Below are 17,372 nucleotides of genomic sequence, written 5' to 3'. Positions count from 1 at the left end.
GATGGAGCCGCCGGTCTATAACAAGTTCGAAGACCGGGTGTTTCTGGCGCTTGTGGCCGTGGTGACTGTTGGCCTCGCCGTGGTCAGTGCGCCATTCTTCGGGGCCATTCTGTGGGCGATCATCGCGACGATCGTGTTCTTCCCGATGCGCAACCGGCTGATGCGCGCAATGCCCGGCCACCGCAACCGCAACGCGCTGCTGACGCTGCTCATCATCATCCTCGCGGTGATCCTGCCGATGCTGTTGCTCGGTGTATTTCTGGTCAACGAAGCGTCGGACTTCTACATGAGCGTCCAGGCCGGCCAGGTCGACTTCGACGCCTATTTCGCGCAGGCCGTCGCGCAGGTGCCGCCGTGGGCCAGCCATTATCTCGAACCCGTCGGGCTGACCAACCTCGATGCCGCGCTCGCCAAGGCCGGCGCCGCGCTCGCCAACAGCGTCGAGGTCATCGCCGCACAGGCGCTCAATATCGGCCAGAGCGCTTTCAGCTTCCTGCTGGCGCTCGGCGTCATGCTCTATCTGACGTTTTTCCTGCTGCGCGACGGCCCCGAGCTGATCAAGCGCGTCGGCAACGCGGTACCGCTGCGCGTCGAACAGCGCGACGCGGTCATCAACACTTTCGCGCTGGTCATCCGCGCGACGATCAAGGGCAGTCTTGTCGTCGCCGTGCTGCAGGGCCTAATCGGCGGGCTTATCTTCTGGGCACTCGACATCCGCGCGCCGCTGCTGTGGGGCGTCGTCATGGCGATCCTGGCATTCCTGCCGGTCGTCGGCACCGGACTCGTCTGGCTGCCCGTCGCGATATACCTGCTTGCCACCGGGCTGATCTGGCAGGGCGTCGTGCTGATGTTGTCCGGCATCTTCATCATCGGGCTAGTCGACAATGTCGTGCGCCCTGTGCTCGTCGGCCGCGACACGCGGCTGCCCGACTATCTGGTGCTGATTTCGACGCTCGGTGGCTTGGCGGTGTTCGGCGCCAACGGCGTCGTCGTCGGACCGGTCATTGCCGCGCTGTTCCTGACGGTGTGGGAAATTTTCGCGCGCGAGCGCAGCGGAAAGGTTTAGAGCCTCCGGCGGGCAGGGCCTTGGCCCTGCACCCATAAATTGCGATGGTGCATCAAAGGTGCCGGGCATCGCGATTGTAGCGCTGGCTTGAAAGTCGGGTGCAGGGCCAAGGCACTGCCCGCCGGAGGCTCTTTTCTACTCCGCCGCAGCCCGCGTTTCGGCCTCGGCCTCGGCCTGCTGCAGCGCCCACATTTCGGCATAAACGCCGTCCTGCGCCAGCAAATCGGCGTGCGTGCCACGTTCGAGGATGCGGCCGGCGCCCATGACGATGATCTCGTCGGCATCGGTGATGGTCGACAGCCGGTGCGCGATCACCAGCGTCGTGCGGCTCTGCGCGACGCCGGCAAGCGCGGTCTGGATTTCCGCCTCGGTCGCCGAATCGAGCGCGCTGGTCGCTTCGTCGAGGATCAGGATCGGCGGGTCCTTGAGGATGGTGCGCGCGATGGCGACGCGCTGCTTCTCGCCGCCCGACAGCTTGAGCCCGCGTTCGCCGACCATCGTGTTGTAGCCGTCGGGCATCGCCTTGATGAAGCTGTCGATCTGCGCGCCCTGGGCTGCAGCCTCGATTTCGGCCTGGCTCGCATCGGGGCGGCCATAGGCAATGTTGTAGCCGATGGTGTCGTTGAACAGCACGGTGTCCTGCGGGACGATGCCGATGGCACGGCGCAAGGAGTCCTGCGTCACGGCGCGGATGTCCTGCCCGTCAATGGTCACCGCGCCGCCGGAAATGTCGTAGAAGCGGTACAGGATGCGGCTGATCGTCGATTTGCCGGCGCCCGAATGGCCGACGATGGCGAGCTTCTTGCCCGGCGCCACGTCGAACGACACGTCGTGGAGGATCTGGCGGCGCGGCTCGTAGCTGAAATCGACATGCGAAAACCGCACATGCGCGCCGCTGACGATGAGGTCGGGGGCGCCCGGCGCGTCGCTGATTTCGGCGTTGGTGTCGATCAGCCCGAACATCGCCTCCATGTCGATGAGGCCCTGCTTGATCTCGCGGAACACCATGCCGAGCATGTCGAGCGGCCGGAACAGCTGTGCCAGCAGCGTGTTGACCAGTACGACATCGCCGACCGAAAACTTGCCCTGGCCCCAGCCCCAGACGGTATAGCCCATCGCGCCGGCCATCATCAGGTTGGTAATCAGCGACTGGCCGATGTTGAGCCACGACAGCGACACCTCGTTGCGGATCGCTGCGTTCGCCCATTTGGTCATGGCGCGTTCGTAGCTGCGGTTTTCATGCGCTTCGGCGTTGAAATATTTGACGGTTTCGTAGTTGAGCAACGAATCGACGGCGCGCGCCACGGCGTTGTTGTCGGTATCGACCATCTCGCGCCGCAGCTTGGTGCGCCATTCGGTGACCTGCCGCGTGAAGACGATATAGGCGACGACCATGACCAGCGTTGCCGCGACCATCGTCGGCCCCAGCTTGATCCAGAAGATCACGCAGACTGCGGTCAGTTCGAAGATCGTCGGGAAGATGTTGAACAGGATGAAATAGAGCATCACGTCGATGCTCTTGGTGCCGCGTTCGACAATCCGCGTCAGCGCGCCGGTGCGGCGTTCGAGGTGGAAGCGCAAGCTGAGCCGGTGGATGTGCGCGAACACGTCCTGGCCGAGCTGGCGCGCCGCGGTCTGGCCGACGCGCTCGAATATCGCATTACGCAGATTGTCGAACAGCACCCCGGCAAAGCGCGCGCCTGCGTACGCAACGACCAACCCGACGGCGAGCAGCGCGAGGCTCTTGTCACCCGTCGACATCTTGTCGATCGCGCCCTTGTAGGCGAATGGCATGATCAGCACGATCGACTTTGCCGCAATCACCAGCAGCAGCGCCGCGACGACGCGCAGTCGCAGGCTCAGGTCATTTGCCGGCCACAGATACGGCAGGAAACGCCGGATGACGCCGAACGCCGGCGTCGGCACCGCAGTGGCAGGAGTGTTGATGTCGCGCATTGGTGTTCAAATGGGCGTTTTGCGCGGCGATGACAACCGGCTTCGCCGGGCGGCACTACCCGCCGACCAGCGGCAGTCCGGCTTCGCGCCACGCCTTGACGCCGCCGTCGAGCGCGGCGGCGCGGGTGAAGCCGAGGTCGCGCAGCGTGGCGGCGGCCAGTGTCGAGATGCGGCCGAATTCGCAGATCGTCAGGATGCGCGCCGTCGGGTCGGGCAGCATGTCGTTGACGCGCAGTTCGAGTTGGCCGCGCGGCAGGTGCAACGCCCCGGTGATGTGGCCGGCGTCGAAGGCATCCTTCTCACGCACATCGAGCAGCGTGTAGCCGGTATTCCCCGCGTCGATCGCCGCCGCCAGATCGTCCATCGCCACGAACGGCACGCGCGCCGCTGCCTCGGCGAGCAGCCCGGCGACGGTCTTGGCGCCCGACAAATTGGTGCGCAGCGCCTCGGTCAGATGCGTCGGCGCGGCAAGGTCGAGATGCTCCATCATCGCAATGAATTCGGCGCGGTCGGTCTTTTGCAGGCGCGGGTTGCCGGCGATTTCGGTGCCGATGTCGCTGTGGCTGCGGCCCTTATAATCGTGCGCCGGGTAGACCAAAGTTTCGGGCGGCAGCTTGAGCAGGCGGTTGAACAGACTGTCGTAGAGCTGGTCGGGGTTGCCGGTCGGCAGGTCGCTGCGGCCGGTGCCACCGATCAGCAAGGTATCGCCGGTAAACACCCGGTCGCCCGCCAGGATGCACATCGAATCGCGCGTATGCCCCGGCGTCAACAGCGCCTGCAACTTGAGCTCGCCGACTTTCAAAATCTCGCCGTCATCAAGCCGCAGGTCGGCAAATGGAAACGGACTGAGCTTGTTCATGACGATTAGCGCGCCGGTTTCGGCCTTCAGCGCCCGCGCGCCGCTGAAATGGTCGGCATGCGTGTGCGTGTCGATGACATAATGGATGCGCAGGCCGTCCTTCGCCGCCAGCCCAAGATAACGGTCGATCTGGCTCGCCTCGGGATCGATAACGACGGCGGCGCAACGTTCGGGACAGCCCATCAGATACGACTGGCACCCGCCGGTAACGATTTGCTCGAAGATCATCGCCGCCTCCCCATTTTTGACAGGATAGCGTGAAGCAAAAGGCCAGAGAAGAGCCTCCGGCGGGCGGTCCTGAGGCCTGCACCCATTTTTCAAACACTTTTCAATTGCGTGCAGGCCTCAGGTCTGCCCGCGAGGCGCGCCCTTATACAATCGCCAGGCTTGTGCCGCCCCAAGAATCGCTTGCTTTGATTTCGCCGCCCAAGCGCCCATTTCGGCGGCATGGAAACTTCGTCCTCATATGGTCGCGTCATCCTTGTCGGTGCCGGCCCCGGTGCGCCTGATCTGCTGACGCTGCGCGCGGCGCGCGCGTTGGCGGCGGCGGATGTGGTGGTGCATGACGGGCTGATCGATCCCGCTGTGCTCGATCTTGCGCCCGGCGCGCGGCGCATCGATGTGTCGAAGAAGCGCGCGCGCCATACCTTGCCGCAAGATGCCATCGGCACGCTGCTGGTGGCCGAGGCGCAGGCCGGCAATGTCGTGGTGCGCCTGAAAGGCGGCGACCCATTCATTTTCGGGCGGGGCGGCGAGGAAGTCGAAGCCTGTGACGCTGCCGGTGTGGCGGTCGAGGTCATTCCCGGCGTGTCGTCGGCATTGGGTGCGGCGGCTGCGGCACTGATGCCGCTGACGCACCGCGACCATGCCTCATCCGTCACCTTCGTCGCGGGCCAGTGCAAGGGCCTGACCGAACAGAATTGGGCGGGCCTCGCGGGTGTTGGCCGCACGCTCGTCATCTACATGGGCGTCACTGCCGCCGAGGCGATTTCAGACAAGTTGATGGCTGACGGGCTGGCACCCGATACACCGTGCGCCGTGCTCGAACGTGGCACCTTGCCGGGCAGCCGCGTTCTGCGGACGTTGCTCGCCGACCTCGGCGGCACGGTGGCGCGCGAGAAGGTGATTTCACCGGCATTGCTGGTGGTGGGTGCAGTGGCACGGCTCGGCATTGCCGACAGCGTGCTGCGCCAGGTTTCTGAAGGAGTGAACGCGTGATTCGATTGTTGACGGCCAATGACACGCTGACCGGCGATGTCATCTGGTGGAGCGGCAAGGGCTGGAGCCTGAACCTCGCCGATGCCGTGGCGCTGGGCGCCGAGGGCGATGCGCTGCTGGCGGAAGTGGTCGCGGCGGAAAACGTCAACGACCCCAATATTATTGAAGCCGAGGCCGGCAGTCCGCCGCGTCCGCGCACGATGCGCGAGCGCATTCGCGGCTTCGGCCCGACGGTGCGCGCTGACCTCGCGCGTGCTGCTGCACCACATCCCGATCAGACAAAGGCTGCCTGATGTATCGCTACGATCAATATGACCAGGCGCTGGTCGACGCCCGCGTCGACGAGTTCCGCGACCAGGTGAAGCGCCGGTTGGCGCACGAAATCACCGAGGACCAGTTCAAGCCGCTGCGGTTGATGAACGGGCTGTATCTGCAGCTGCACGCCTATATGCTGCGTGTTGCGATTCCCTATGGTACGCTGTCGGGGACGCAGATGCGCATCCTCGGCGGCATCGCGCGAAAGTATGACCGTGGTTACGGCCACTTCACCACGCGCCAGAATATCCAATACAACTGGATCAAGCTCGAACAGGCGCCCGACCTGCTCGCCGAGTTGGCGGCAGTCGAAATGCACGCCATCCAGACCAGCGGCAACTGCATCCGCAACATCAGCTCCGACCAGTTCGCCGGCAGCGCCGCTGACGAAGTTGCCGATCCGCGCCCCTATGCCGAACTGCTGCGGCAGTGGTCGAGCTTCCACCCCGAATTCAGCTTCCTGCCGCGTAAGTTCAAGATCGCCGTCACCGCGAGCGACCATGACCGCGCCGCCGTCAAGCTGCACGACATTGGCCTGCAGCTGCACCGCAATGCGGCAGGTGAATTGGGCTTCCGCGTCTTCGTCGGTGGCGGCATGGGCCGCACGCCGTTCATCGCACCGGTGATCCGCGAATTCATCCCCGTCAGCCAGTATCTGAGCTACTGCGAGGCGATCCTGCGCGTCTACAACCGCTACGGCCGCCGCGACAATATCTACAAGGCGCGCATCAAGATCCTCGTCCACGAAATCGGCGCCGAGGAATTCACCCGACAGGTCGAGGCCGAATGGGCGCTGCTCGAACCGCTGGCGCTCGATGCACCGACGGCCGAATACGAGCGTATCAAGGCGCAGTTCGCACCGCCGGCATATGATGCGGCCGCCCCCGACAGCATCGACCGGTCGGACCCCGATTTCGCTGTCTGGGTCGATCACAATGTCGCCGCGCACAAGGTGCCGGGCTATGCGATCGCGACGATCAGCCTGAAGCCTGTTGGCGGCATCCCCGGCGATGCCTCGGCCGAGCAGATGGAATTGATTGCCGACTTGGCTGCCAAATACAGCTTCGACGAAATCCGCGTCACGCACAGCCAAAACCTCGTGCTGGCCGACGTCCGCAAGGACCAGTTGCACGCACTATGGAGTGCGCTCGCCGCCGCTGATCTGGCGACGCCGAACCTCGATCTGGTTACCGACATCATCGCGTGCCCTGGCCTCGACTATTGCGCGCTCGCCAATGCCCGCTCGATTCCGGTGGCGCAGTCGATTGCGGTGCGCTTCGCCAACCTCGACCGCCAGCACGACATCGGCGAGCTCAAGATCAAGATTTCGGGCTGCATCAACGCCTGCGGCCACCATCACGCTGGCCACATCGGCATCCTGGGCGTCGACCGCAAGGGCGAAGAATCGTACCAGCTGTCATTGGGCGGCTCGGGTGCCGAAGATACCAGCCTCGCCAAGATTCTCGGCCCGGGTTTTTCCGAAGAGGGTGTCGTCGATGCCGTCGAAAAGGTCATCGAAGCTTACCGGGCCCTGAGGCTCAACCCGCAAGAGCGGTTTCTCGACGCGTATCGCCGCGTCGGTGCCGAGCCGTTCAAGGAGGCCGTATATGGTTGACGTCCAGGATAGCGTGAAGCTGGCGCAGAACCCGCATCCGCGCGCGACGCCGGCGACTGCCGCCGTGCTGCGCTGGCGCGATGACGTGGCGTTCGACGGCCCGGTCGTGGCATTTGCCGACTTTGGCGGCGACAGCAATGCGGCCGCAGTGCGCGTCGACCCCGCCGACGATGCGCGTGCACTGGTGCCGCATCTGGCGCGGCTGCGGCTGATCGAGGTCAGCTTCCCCAAATACCGCGACGGTCGCGGTTATTCGGCGGCGCGCATCCTGCGCGAAGCCGGCTACACCGGTGAACTGCGCGCCGCGGGCGATGTGCTGGTCGACCAGATCAATTTCATGCGCCGCGTCGGCTTCGACAGCTTCGCCCCGGCCAAGCCGCTCAATCCCGACGATGTCGCCGCCGCACTGGCCCGCTTCCCCCATGTCTACCAAAAGGCCGCCGATGCCGCAGCGCCGGTCTGGGCGCTGCGTCATGGCTAGCCGCGCGGTCGACATTATCGATACCGCACCGGCGTTTACGCAGGCCGACGTCGACGCGCTCAACGCGCGCTTTGACGGCGTGGCGACCGACGTCTGGTTGCCCGAGCTGCTGGGCGAACTGCACGGCCGCGTCGCGGCGGTGTCGTCGTTCGGGACTGAATCGGCGGTGCTGCTGCATCTGGTCGCGGGCATCGACAAGGCGGTGCCGGTGATCTTCGTCAACACCCAGAAGATCTTCGGCGAAACGCTCGCCTACCGCGACGAACTCGCCGAAAAGCTCGGGCTGCTCGACCTGCGCGAATACCGCCCCAACCCGCGCATTCTGGCTGAAAAGGACGCGACCAGCCTGCGCTGGAGCTATGATCCCGACGGCTGCTGCGACATCCGCAAGGTCGAACCGCTGCGCCGCGCGCTTGCCGGTTTCGATGCGTGGATTTCGGGCCGCAAGGGTTTCCAGACCGGCCGCGGCGGCCTGCCCAAGTTCGAACTCGATGAGGGTCGGTTGAAGATCAACCCGCTCGCCGACTGGGACAAGGACCGCATCAGCGCGCATTTCGTGGCCGCCGAGCTGCCGCCGCACCCGCTTGAAGCGCAAGGCTATCCGTCGATCGGCTGCGTGCCGTGCACGTCGAAAGTGTTGCCCGGCGAAGACCCGCGCGCCGGCCGCTGGCGCGGCTGGGACAAGAACGAGTGCGGCATCCACGTCCCGGCTGAAGATCCGGTATTTTAAAGCGCCTCCGGCGGGCAGGGGGCGTGCCCCTGGACCCGGTTATTTGGCGCTCTTCAAATGGGTGCAGGCCTTAGGCCTGCCCGCCGGAGGCCCTTTCGACTATGATCGAAATCCATGGGCCCTGTACGCCGTCGTAGCCGCCGCCCATATAGCTTTGGGTTTCGATGATGCGCCACGGTGCGGCGGCGCGATAGGCGGCGCGCGCCTGTTCAAGCGAAAGATGATTGTTCAGACGGTCAAAGCGGTCGCGCGCCTCGGTGCCGCCCGCCTTGTAGCAGGCAAAGTGCAGCCCGCCGGGCCGCAGCGCGCGGTGGATCGACGCCAGCACCGGCACCAGTCCGGCGCGCGGCACATGCAGCAAGCTGGCATGCGCCCAGACGGCATCATATTCGGTGTCGGCCACCAACTCGTCGAAGCGCATGACCGCGACGGGGATGCCCAGTCGTTCGGCAGCTTTCTGTGCCATTTCGGGGACACCGTCGGTGGGGACGACATCGAAGCCCTGTTGCAGCATGGCCTCGGCATCGCGTCCGCCACCGCATCCGAGTTCGAGGAGGCGCGCGCCGGGTTTGAGGCGTTGCAGGAAGCCCGGGAGATGACGCGAGGCACCATCGAAGCCGCTCGCCACATAGTCGGGCGCCTCGCGGGCATAAAAGGCCAGCGTCGCGTCGTCGGCGCTGGCGGTCACGCGAACAGCATCGCCAGCTTGTAGAAGCCTGCGGCAATCAACCCGGCGGCGGGCAGCGTGACGATCCACGCGACCACGATGCTGCTCGCGACATTCCAGCGCACCGCAGAGGTGCGCCGCGATGCGCCGACGCCGATGATGGCGCCGGTGATGGTGTGCGTGGTGGACACCGGCACGCCAAGCGCGGTTGCAGCGAACAGCGTGATGGCGCCGCCGGTTTCGGCGGCAAAGCCCTGCGGCGGCGTCAGCCGGGTGATTTTGGAGCCCATGGTGTGGACGATGCGCCAGCCGCCGAACAGCGTGCCGAGCGCCATCGCCAGCTGGCAGCTGATGACCACCCAGAACGGCACGTGGAACTCGCCGCCGAGCATGCCCTGCGAATAGAGCAGCACCGCGATGATCCCCATGGTCTTCTGCGCGTCATTGCCGCCGTGGCCCAGCGAGTAGGCGGCGGCCGACAACAGCTGCAACTTGCGGAAGCGCCGGTCGGCGGCGAGTGGCGTCATCCGCACGCAGGCCCAGGCGACAATGAGCGTCAGCAGCAGCGCTAGCACGAAGCCGGTCGCGGGCGACAGCACGATGGCGCTGGCGGTCTTGGTAACGCCGGCCCAGACGATCGCCGGACTGCCGGCCTTCGCCAGTCCCGCACCGACCAGCCCGCCGATCAGCGCATGGCTGCTCGATGACGGGATGCCGGCGATCCAGGTGATGACGTTCCAGGCGATCGCCCCCATCAGTGCACCGAAGATGACGGCGGCATCGACGATGTCGGGGTTGACGATGCCCTTGCCCACCGTTTCAGCGACGTGCAGCCCGAAGAACAGGAAGGCGATGAAGTTGAAGAACGCCGCCCAGGCGACGGCGTGATGCGGCCGCAGCACGCGCGTCGAGACGACGGTGGCGATCGAGTTGGCGGCGTCGTGGAGGCCGTTCAAAAAGTCGAACGCCAGCGCCACCGCAATCAGCGTGACGAGCAGCGGGAAGGTCAGATTGCCCATGGTGTCCCCGGCGGCTTCACGCGTGGTCGATCACGAGACCCTGAATCTCGTTGGCGACATCTTCGAAGCGGTCGACGACCTTTTCGAGGTGGCTGTAGATTTCGCGACCGACGACGAAGTCCATCGCATCGGCCTTGCGGTGCGCCTTGAATAGCGCCTTGACGCCGGCATCATGGATATCGTCGGCATCACCTTCGATCTTGATGAGGCGCGCGGTCAGGTCGTGCAATCGCGCGCTATTGGGGCCGAGTGAGCGCAGCAGCGGAATGGCTTCGGCTGTGACCCGCGCTGCTTCGACAATCAGCGCCGCCATATCGACCATCGCCGGGTCGAACTTCTTGACTTCGAACAGCGTGATCGACTTGGCGGTGGCGTTCATCTGGTCGATGGCATCGTCCATCGAGCCGATCAGGCTGGTGATCGCCGAGCGGTCGAACGGCGTCACAAAGGTGCGGCGCACGTCCTGCAGCACGGCGCGCGCGATGTCGTCGGCCTGTTGTTCAAGGTCGTAGATCATCTGCGCATTGGCAGCGATGTTGTCACCACCCTGTAGCAGCTTGGCCAGCGCATCGGCGCCGGCGACCAGCGTCCGCGCATGGCTTTCGAAGTGTTCGAAGAAGTGCCCCGACTTGGGCATCAGCGCCTGGAACCATTGCAAGGGCGGAATCCTTTCATGCAGATGCCGGCGGACGGTTTCGACAGCGCGTGCCGGACGGCTGGGCTGGGGTTCGGGCTGGCGAAAGCCGGCAATTATTGACTTAAGTTCCGCTTCCTCGACCGCGGCGGCGGCGTCGGCCAGCGTGAACCATTGCGTCGTGCGCTGGTGGGCTTCTGGCCAGGTTTCGAGCTGGGTGATGAATGCCATCGGATAGACATCGACTGTGGCACGGATGACGCTGCCGTTGCGGCGGCGCTTGTCATAGGCATAGTTGCCGACGGGCGTGGGGCAGACAAAACCCGAAATCCCGGCTTCTTCATAGGCTTCGGCGGCTGCCGCGAGATGCGGGTCGAGGCCGTCGATGGGGTTGCCCTTGGGCAGCACCCAGCGTTTGGTTTCGCGCGAGGTGATGAGCAGCAGGCGCATGTCGCCGTCAGGGTCGCGACGATACGGCAGTGCGGCAATCTGGTTGATGACAAGGCCCCTTGGTTGGACGCGATTCTAGACCGCGCGCCCGCCGGATGAAAGCCCGTTTATGACAGTTTGATGACGGCGCCGGTCAGTACCGACGCCGACCTCCGAACCCCTAGTTTGCCTTGACCACGGCAGGCGGCTGCCAGCCTTCGAGCTGGTCGAGCTTGGGCCAGTACAGCCGCATGACCATGTAGATTTCGCCGTTGGGCGCCGGTAGCCAATTGCTTTCCTTGTCGGCGCCAGGCGACTTGTTCGACACATAGATGGTGAAGCCGCCGTCGGGGTTTTTCTTGAGGTCGGGCAGCATCGGCGAGTTGATCAGGTAGCGGTTGATCGGGTTGTCTATAAGCAGCTGCGTCTTGCCGTCGTACATCGTCACCGACCAGAAGGCGTTGACCGGTGGGAGGGCGTTGCCAGGGAAGGTGATCGTGTAGCTCGACGTCGACCCGTCGAGCTTGACGCCGGCGCCATCGGTGCGCGCCATCGGGTAGAGCGCTTCCTGATAGTCGTTGGCGTAGATGCCGGCCTGCGCGACCGCAGCGCGGCGCAGCCAGTCGTCGCCGGTGGCGGCTGTGGTGTTTTCGATCTTTGCGACGTTCCAGCCGTTCTGGGTCTTGCCCATCGAAGTGGCGGCCTTGGCGACCTTGTCGTTGCCGGCCTTCATGCCCGCCAGCATCCCGGCCTTTTGCGCCATCGACAGCTTCGACATGTCGAACGGCTTGCCGGCTTCGACGCCGATTTTGGCGAGGTCGGCGCGGATGCCGGCCTCGTTTGCCTGCGCCGGAATGAACTGCAGCAGGAACGCCAGATAGTCGAAGAAGCCGGTCTTGGCCTTGTCCTTGTCGATGGCGGGCCAGTTGATCGCGGGGGCGGCGGCGGGCGCGGGCGTGCCGGCGAAGCCCGACAGCGACTGCAGCTTGTAGCCGGCCTGGATCGCCTTGACGTTATCGATGTCGGCGGGATTGAACAGCTGGGTGCGGAACAGCGCCATACTGAACTGGGTGTTGCTGTTGTAGACCGCCTTGATGCCCTTGGGGGTTTCGCCCTTCCAATCGGGACCGGCGACCATGAAGCAGCCGGCGTCGTTGCCGGTGGTGCGGCTGCCGATATAGCCATAGTTCATCGTATTCATGTCGATGAGCTGGACGCTGTAGTAGCGTTCCTTGGGGATGGCCGGTACGCAGATGACCATCGGCTCGGCGCGTAGGTCGAGCTGCGCGAACGAGTAGGGCGTATCGCTGTTGGGGGTGACGACCGCGGTGTCTTTCGGCGTGAAGACGCGCGCGGTGTTAATGATGGTGTTGATCGGGCCGCGATACTGTGGCGATGCGGTATTGATGAACGATTCGTAGAGCACGCCGTAATTCATCACCAGCGGGAAGCCGTAGACCAGCCCGGCTTCGGCGATCTTGCCGGTATCGACGGCGCCTGCGGTATCGGCATCGCCCGACTTCTTGCAGGCGACAATGCCCGCGCCAAGCCCAATAACCAGCGCCAGTGTGATGCTGCGACGCGACAGAACCGAACCCGACATGCCAACCTCCCCGGCGCATTTGATGGCGCAAGGATAGCGTGCCCCCGCACCCCAATCAATCGGGTGCAGGGGTCACCCCTGCCCGCCGGAGGCTCTTACAAAATGAACTTCGACAGGTCGGCGTTGCGCGCGATGCCGCCCAGCTGCGCCTCGACATAAGCCGCGTCGATGGTGACCGTCTCGCCACGCCGTTCGCTGGCATCGAAGCTGACAGTTTCGAGTAGTTTCTCCATCACCGTCTGCAGGCGCCGCGCACCGATGTTTTCGTCGCGTTCGTTGACTTCGAACGCGGTGCGGGCGATCGCGGTGATGCCGTCGGCGGCGACGTCGAGCGTCACGCCTTCGGTGCCGAGCAACGCGGTATACTGGCGGATCAGCGAGGCTTCGGTGTCCGACAGGATGGCGACGAAATCGGCTTCGGTGAGGCCCTTGAGTTCGACGCGGATCGGCAAGCGGCCCTGCAGCTCGGGGAGCAGGTCGGACGGCTTGGCGACGTGGAACGCACCGCTGGCGATGAACAGAATGTGGTCAGTCTTTACGGGTCCGTGCTTGGTGGCAACGGTGGTGCCTTCGATCAGCGGCAGCAGGTCGCGCTGGACGCCTTCGCGCGACACCGAGCCGCCGCGCACGTCGGACACCGCGATCTTGTCAATTTCATCAATGAAAACAATACCGTTGGCTTCCGCCGAGCGCAGCGCTTCGCGGGTGATTTCCTCGTTGTCGAGGCGCTTGTCGCTTTCTTCGGCCAGCAGCACGTCGAACGCGGCGGGCACGCCCATCTTGCGGCGCTTGGTGCGGCCGTTGCCCATCGCCTTGCCGAGCATTTCGCCGATGTTGATCATCTGCGGTGCACCGGGGATTTCGAACGGCATCTGCGGCGTGTCGGCGACGTCGATCTCGATTTCCTTGGTGGCCAGATGGCCTTCGCGGAAGCGCTGGCGGAATGCGGCGCGGGTGGCCTCCGACGCGTCCTTGCCGACGAGCACGTCGAGCAGCCGGTCTTCGGCAGCAGCTTCTGCGGCGTCCTTGACCCCGGCGCGGCGGGTTTCGCGGACGAGGCGGATCGATTCCTCGACGAGGTCGCGGATGATCGAATCGACGTCGCGGCCGACATAGCCGACTTCGGTGAACTTGGTGGCCTCGATCTTGAGGAAGGGCGCCTGCGCCAGCTTCGCCAGGCGGCGGCTGATCTCGGTCTTGCCGCAGCCCGTCGGTCCGATCATGAGGATGTTCTTCGGCGTCACCTCGTCGCGCAGATCATCGCCGAGGCGTTGGCGGCGCCAGCGGTTACGCAGCGCAACGGCGACGGCGCGCTTGGCGTCGCGCTGGCCGATGATGTGGCGGTCGAGCGCCGCAACCACCGCGGTCGGGGTCAGCGCGTCGGCAGCGTCGGTATCGGGCGTATCAATCTTCATGGTCACATTCATACACTAAGACCTTTTAAACTCAGATGGACTCAACGGTGAGGTTGCCGTTGGTGTAGACGCAAATGTCGGCGGCAATCGCCATGGCGCGGCGCGAAATCGCTTCTGCATCATGGTCGCTGTCGGCGAGTGCGCGCGCGGCGGCGAGTGCGTAATTGCCGCCCGAACCGATTGCGGCGATGCCGTCGGTGGGTTCCAGAACGTCGCCGGTACCGGTCAGGATCAATGTCACATCCTTGTCGGCAACGATCATCATTGCTTCAAGGCGGCGCAGATAGCGGTCGGTGCGCCAGTCCTTGGCGAGTTCGACGGCGGCTCGGGTCAATTGACCGGGGAAGCGTTCGAGCTTGGCTTCAAGCCGCTCGAACAGGGTAAAAGCGTCGGCGGTTGCGCCGGCAAAACCGGCGATGACGCTGCCGTCGCCGAGGCGACGGACCTTTTTGGCGTTGGCCTTCATCACGGTCTGGCCCATCGTCACCTGGCCGTCGCCGGCAATGGTGACATGGCCGGACTTGCGGACCGAGACGATTGTCGTCCCGTGCCAGTCGGGGAAATCGGACATAGGGAAAAGGGTCCTGAAAGAGTGGTTCGCAACCAGATGTAGGAAGACGCGAACGCAGTTCCAGTCCTTGACAAAAAAGCGCCGGGACATTGCTGCTCCGGCGCTTGCCGTGTGACCGCATTAAATGGCTCAGGCGGTTGCGACAACCTTGCGGCGGCGTAGTACCGTGCCGACCAAGCCGAAACCGGCGATCATCAGCGCTCAGCTGGCGGGTTCTGGGACGGCGGCGCCGGTCACTTCAACCGAGAAGTCACCACCGGCATAAGAAGTACCGCCGTTGTAGCCGGTACCAAGGTCACCTTTCGGCAAGTTTGGATATGAGGTGACATCGAGCTGGTACTCGCCGGCCCCGAGATAGGTGCCGATATACGAGTCAAGTAGGCTGTGGCCGGGAACATAGCCATCGTCATTGAGGTCAATCAACGTGCCCGACGGCATGCTGTAGAGCGAAAAGATCGCGTCGAAATTCGGCGATGCAAACGCCGTGGACGTTACGGTGCCCGGCGTGGTCACAACAAAGCTGAACGATGCAATGTCATCTGGCGACGTCAGTGTCCCAAAAACGGTAACAGCACTTGCCGCGGTGGAAAGTCCCATGCTGCCCGCAGCGACAGCGGCAGCCACAAAACAAGCCATCAATCTGCCCATCTTGTACCCCTGTTTGTTGTGCCAAAAAATATCGGCAAATGAGTTTAGGCAAGAGATATGCCAATTTATTAGGCATGTTAAAATGACTGGTTGCGAAACTAAACGGTCGGTCGAGTGTAAAAAAGCCGACAGACATAAGGATTCAAAACCCTTGGTGCTGCGGCTTTCGGCGGTGACAAGTCAGGGCGTTGCCGCTGGCGGCGGTGCGCGCCGAACGCGCTGCGGTTCAGGCAAAATGCACAACCCCGCGGATACAACGCGCCGTGATCGTCGGGCAACTCGACGATCGGGCGGGGTTGCGCAGGGGCGTTCACTCCGTGGCAGCTATCTGTGGCGCGCGTTGAACCGGGCAGAAAAAATGGAGCCGGCCGAGAGGGAAATGGCCGGCCCCATTCATCAGAGGTGACGGGCTATCAGGCCGCCACTTTATTGCGGCGGCGCATCGCGTCGCCAACAATTCCAAAACCGGTACCCATCATCAGCCGGTTCGCCGGCTCGGGGACCGCAGAAAGGGTCGCCGCGATATTGTCGAAGGCAAATATTTGGCCACAAGAATTGCAATAGCCAGCGCAAGGCGAATTCCGATATCGAAGCCCGCGAGGCTGGTCGACCAGGCATGGTTGACGCTGTCGGGGTCGAGATCGTCTTGCGCGTGATAGGCATTGCCGTTGGCGAAGACCTTCCCCAGCGTGTCGCTTGCTACGGCCTTACCGAGGATGAGCGCGTCGCCGTAGGAAGACTTCTGGTTGATCAGCCCGGTAATACAAGTGGCGAAGCCGGTGACTATCAGGCCAAGGTTTTCAAAGTTTGACGCAGTCACGCCAGCGAAATTGGATGTGATTTCACCATGCCTTGCCGCGTGGAAACCATATCGCACGGTATTGGGGTTAAACGGCATCGGGTAGCTCGGGACGCTGGCCGCCGCCGCATTGGTGGCCACAACTGCCAAGCTCACTGTGGCGGCGAAGCGGAGGGCAAGCTTCGGGGACGAAGCAATCAGTTTGAGGTACATGGGAGGTCCCTGACGGCGCGTCTTTGCGGTTTGGGCCGCCTTGCCGCGGAAAAACTAGAAAAGTCGGGGCCGGCGCAGGGGGGAGGCGCCGGCCCCAGTTGTCAACAGTGACGGATCAGGCCGCGACTGCAATTCGGCGACGGCGGCGGGCGATGCCGACGATGGCAAAGCCAGTGACGAGCAACGCCCAGCTGGCGGGTTCGGGGACGGCGCTGGGCATGAAGCCGGCCGACATTAGTTCGGCATCGGCGGCGTTGATGTCCTGCGCACCCCAGAGCTTGGTCAGCGTGGCATAGGTAACCTTGGGCGGATAGGGATCCTTCGCGGTCAGCTTGGTGACCATCGCGGTGTTCAGGCTGCTGCGCTTGTAGTTGACCTGCCGGGCATGGGCGAGCTGGTTTGAATAGGCGGCGCTGTTGTTCACATTGATGTGCGCGGGTGCGAATTCATCATTGTACAGGCCGGGGCGGCTGCAGGTGCCGCCGAGGCGCGCCGGCAGGTTGGCAAGTGCCGGGCTTTCATCGGGGATCGGCGTGGCATTGGCACCGCCGACGCCGAGCGCCGCATAGTTGACCGGGCTTTGGTTGGCGGGCGCGGTCGGCACGGCCTCCAGCGCCTGCGCGGCGGACGCGGACAGGCCGGTGCTTGCAGCCAGCGCCAGCGCGATCATCAGCGGAGTTGCGGCGGGGCGAAACTTGAACATCGGATAGGCTCCCTCGGGTATCGGTTTGGCAGGCTGGCTGCCGTCTGGCCGATGCACTGCATAGAGCGTGCCAATTTGAGCATTGGGGTATTTCCCGCTTGGGCGCGGCCATTTTGCGGTTGAAAGCACGTTGCGAATTGCATTTTGCAAAGCGCTGTCGTGGCGGAATGCGACGGCAAGCCGCGGTTTGCGAATGCGGCGCCAATTGCGAAATGACTGCCGCCGGTCCGGCGCAAAACCGAAAAAAAGGGCCGGTGCGCCCCCCAGCGCACCGGCCCTTGTCGCCAGAATTATGGCGTGACGAAACTGTCGATCAGACGACCGCGTCGGCAGCAACCGTAGTGCGCGCGCAAGCCAGGATGACAACCTCTCAAATGTCGGCGCATCGAGCGTACGCCGTTCTGGCAATCACTATGCAAATACCGTGCCGC

General features: G+C 64.0%; 17 protein-coding genes. 6 read left to right on the top strand and 11 right to left on the bottom strand.

Annotated features, from left to right (window positions below; translation table 11 throughout):
- Window position 1: 1 nt before the first annotated feature.
- Window positions 2-1,066 (top strand): AI-2E family transporter, encoded by a 1,065-nt coding sequence (locus EUV02_RS13480; RefSeq protein WP_135246805.1) that lies wholly within the window; start codon window positions 2-4, stop codon window positions 1,064-1,066.
- A gap of 135 nt (window positions 1,067-1,201) precedes the next feature.
- On the opposite strand, the gene EUV02_RS13475 is transcribed toward EUV02_RS13480, so the two are convergent.
- Both EUV02_RS13475 and EUV02_RS13470 read right to left on the bottom strand, forming a co-directional pair.
- Window positions 1,202-3,022 (bottom strand): ABCB family ABC transporter ATP-binding protein/permease, encoded by a 1,821-nt coding sequence (locus tag EUV02_RS13475; RefSeq protein WP_135246804.1) that lies wholly within the window; start codon window positions 3,020-3,022, stop codon window positions 1,202-1,204.
- A 55-nt stretch (window positions 3,023-3,077) separates the two neighbouring features.
- On the bottom strand, window positions 3,078-4,109 hold the full coding sequence (locus EUV02_RS13470; protein ID WP_135246803.1) for an MBL fold metallo-hydrolase: 1,032 nt from the start codon (window positions 4,107-4,109) through the stop codon (window positions 3,078-3,080).
- A 219-nt stretch (window positions 4,110-4,328) separates the two neighbouring features.
- Between EUV02_RS13470 and cobA the strand changes: the two genes are divergently transcribed.
- The 5 genes from cobA to EUV02_RS13445 are packed head-to-tail and all read left to right on the top strand — an operon-like array spanning window position 4,329 to window position 8,240.
- On the top strand, window positions 4,329-5,099 hold the full coding sequence (gene cobA, locus EUV02_RS13465) for a uroporphyrinogen-III C-methyltransferase (RefSeq protein WP_135246802.1): 771 nt from the start codon (window positions 4,329-4,331) through the stop codon (window positions 5,097-5,099).
- Window positions 5,096-5,392 (top strand): DUF2849 domain-containing protein, encoded by a 297-nt coding sequence (locus EUV02_RS13460; protein ID WP_341533711.1) that lies wholly within the window; start codon window positions 5,096-5,098, stop codon window positions 5,390-5,392. The genes cobA and EUV02_RS13460 overlap by 4 nt, the downstream gene beginning before the upstream one ends.
- Complete coding sequence (locus EUV02_RS13455; RefSeq protein WP_135246801.1) at window positions 5,392-7,029, top strand: nitrite/sulfite reductase; 1,638 nt, start codon at window positions 5,392-5,394, stop codon at window positions 7,027-7,029. Before EUV02_RS13460 ends, EUV02_RS13455 begins: the two co-directional genes overlap by 1 nt.
- Window positions 7,022-7,510 (top strand): DUF934 domain-containing protein, encoded by a 489-nt coding sequence (locus EUV02_RS13450; RefSeq protein ID WP_135246800.1) that lies wholly within the window; start codon window positions 7,022-7,024, stop codon window positions 7,508-7,510. The genes EUV02_RS13455 and EUV02_RS13450 overlap by 8 nt, the downstream gene beginning before the upstream one ends.
- Complete coding sequence (locus tag EUV02_RS13445; RefSeq protein WP_135246799.1) at window positions 7,503-8,240, top strand: phosphoadenylyl-sulfate reductase; 738 nt, start codon at window positions 7,503-7,505, stop codon at window positions 8,238-8,240. The genes EUV02_RS13450 and EUV02_RS13445 overlap by 8 nt, the downstream gene beginning before the upstream one ends.
- Before the next feature lie 70 nt (window positions 8,241-8,310).
- On the opposite strand, the gene EUV02_RS13440 is transcribed toward EUV02_RS13445, so the two are convergent.
- From EUV02_RS13440 to EUV02_RS13400, 9 genes are all read right to left on the bottom strand, one after another.
- Complete coding sequence (locus EUV02_RS13440; RefSeq protein ID WP_135246798.1) at window positions 8,311-8,928, bottom strand: class I SAM-dependent methyltransferase; 618 nt, start codon at window positions 8,926-8,928, stop codon at window positions 8,311-8,313.
- Window positions 8,925-9,926: an inorganic phosphate transporter gene (locus tag EUV02_RS13435; RefSeq protein ID WP_135246797.1), complete on the bottom strand. Its 1,002-nt coding sequence runs from the start codon at window positions 9,924-9,926 to the stop codon at window positions 8,925-8,927. The genes EUV02_RS13440 and EUV02_RS13435 overlap by 4 nt, the downstream gene beginning before the upstream one ends.
- Window positions 9,927-9,942: 16 nt before the next feature.
- Window positions 9,943-11,058, bottom strand: a complete 1,116-nt coding sequence (locus EUV02_RS13430; protein ID WP_135246796.1) for a DUF47 family protein — start codon at window positions 11,056-11,058, stop codon at window positions 9,943-9,945.
- Window positions 11,059-11,170: 112 nt separating this feature from the next.
- Window positions 11,171-12,592, bottom strand: coding sequence for a DUF1254 domain-containing protein (locus EUV02_RS13425; RefSeq protein WP_135246795.1), 1,422 nt, complete (start codon window positions 12,590-12,592; stop codon window positions 11,171-11,173).
- 95 nt (window positions 12,593-12,687) lie between these two features.
- Window positions 12,688-14,007, bottom strand: a complete 1,320-nt coding sequence (gene hslU / locus EUV02_RS13420; protein ID WP_135246794.1) for an ATP-dependent protease ATPase subunit HslU — start codon at window positions 14,005-14,007, stop codon at window positions 12,688-12,690.
- Between the two features lie 31 nt (window positions 14,008-14,038).
- A complete protein-coding gene (hslV, locus tag EUV02_RS13415) occupies window positions 14,039-14,578 on the bottom strand; it encodes an ATP-dependent protease subunit HslV (protein WP_135246793.1) in 540 nt (179 codons plus the stop codon).
- A 201-nt stretch (window positions 14,579-14,779) separates the two neighbouring features.
- A complete protein-coding gene (locus EUV02_RS13410) occupies window positions 14,780-15,226 on the bottom strand; it encodes a DVUA0089 family protein (RefSeq protein ID WP_135246792.1) in 447 nt (148 codons plus the stop codon).
- Between the two features lie 478 nt (window positions 15,227-15,704).
- Window positions 15,705-16,238 (bottom strand): hypothetical protein, encoded by a 534-nt coding sequence (locus tag EUV02_RS13405; protein WP_135246791.1) that lies wholly within the window; start codon window positions 16,236-16,238, stop codon window positions 15,705-15,707.
- A 115-nt stretch (window positions 16,239-16,353) separates the two neighbouring features.
- Window positions 16,354-16,941 (bottom strand): PEPxxWA-CTERM sorting domain-containing protein, encoded by a 588-nt coding sequence (locus EUV02_RS13400; protein WP_135246790.1) that lies wholly within the window; start codon window positions 16,939-16,941, stop codon window positions 16,354-16,356.
- Window positions 16,942-17,372: the final 431 nt, after the last annotated feature.

It is taken from the genome of Glacieibacterium arshaanense (genome assembly GCF_004681125.1).
Lineage (GTDB): Bacteria > Pseudomonadota > Alphaproteobacteria > Sphingomonadales > Sphingomonadaceae > Polymorphobacter_A > Polymorphobacter_A arshaanense.
This window is presented reverse-complemented; position numbering and strand designations above follow the sequence as displayed.

Coding starts and splice junctions, on each gene's coding strand:
- EUV02_RS13480 (WP_135246805.1), top strand. CDS start 2: ATGGAGCCGCCGGTCTATAACAAGTTCGAAGACCGGGTGTTTCTGGCG.
- EUV02_RS13475 (WP_135246804.1), bottom strand. CDS start 3,022: ATGCGCGACATCAACACTCCTGCCACTGCGGTGCCGACGCCGGCGTTC.
- EUV02_RS13470 (WP_135246803.1), bottom strand. CDS start 4,109: ATGATCTTCGAGCAAATCGTTACCGGCGGGTGCCAGTCGTATCTGATG.
- cobA (WP_135246802.1), top strand. CDS start 4,329: ATGGAAACTTCGTCCTCATATGGTCGCGTCATCCTTGTCGGTGCCGGC.
- EUV02_RS13455 (WP_135246801.1), top strand. CDS start 5,392: ATGTATCGCTACGATCAATATGACCAGGCGCTGGTCGACGCCCGCGTC.
- EUV02_RS13450 (WP_135246800.1), top strand. CDS start 7,022: ATGGTTGACGTCCAGGATAGCGTGAAGCTGGCGCAGAACCCGCATCCG.
- EUV02_RS13445 (WP_135246799.1), top strand. CDS start 7,503: ATGGCTAGCCGCGCGGTCGACATTATCGATACCGCACCGGCGTTTACG.
- EUV02_RS13435 (WP_135246797.1), bottom strand. CDS start 9,926: ATGGGCAATCTGACCTTCCCGCTGCTCGTCACGCTGATTGCGGTGGCG.
- EUV02_RS13425 (WP_135246795.1), bottom strand. CDS start 12,592: ATGTCGGGTTCGGTTCTGTCGCGTCGCAGCATCACACTGGCGCTGGTT.
- hslU (WP_135246794.1), bottom strand. CDS start 14,007: ATGAAGATTGATACGCCCGATACCGACGCTGCCGACGCGCTGACCCCG.
- hslV (WP_135246793.1), bottom strand. CDS start 14,578: ATGTCCGATTTCCCCGACTGGCACGGGACGACAATCGTCTCGGTCCGC.
- EUV02_RS13410 (WP_135246792.1), bottom strand. CDS start 15,226: ATGGGCAGATTGATGGCTTGTTTTGTGGCTGCCGCTGTCGCTGCGGGC.
- EUV02_RS13405 (WP_135246791.1), bottom strand. CDS start 16,238: ATGTACCTCAAACTGATTGCTTCGTCCCCGAAGCTTGCCCTCCGCTTC.
- EUV02_RS13400 (WP_135246790.1), bottom strand. CDS start 16,941: ATGTTCAAGTTTCGCCCCGCCGCAACTCCGCTGATGATCGCGCTGGCG.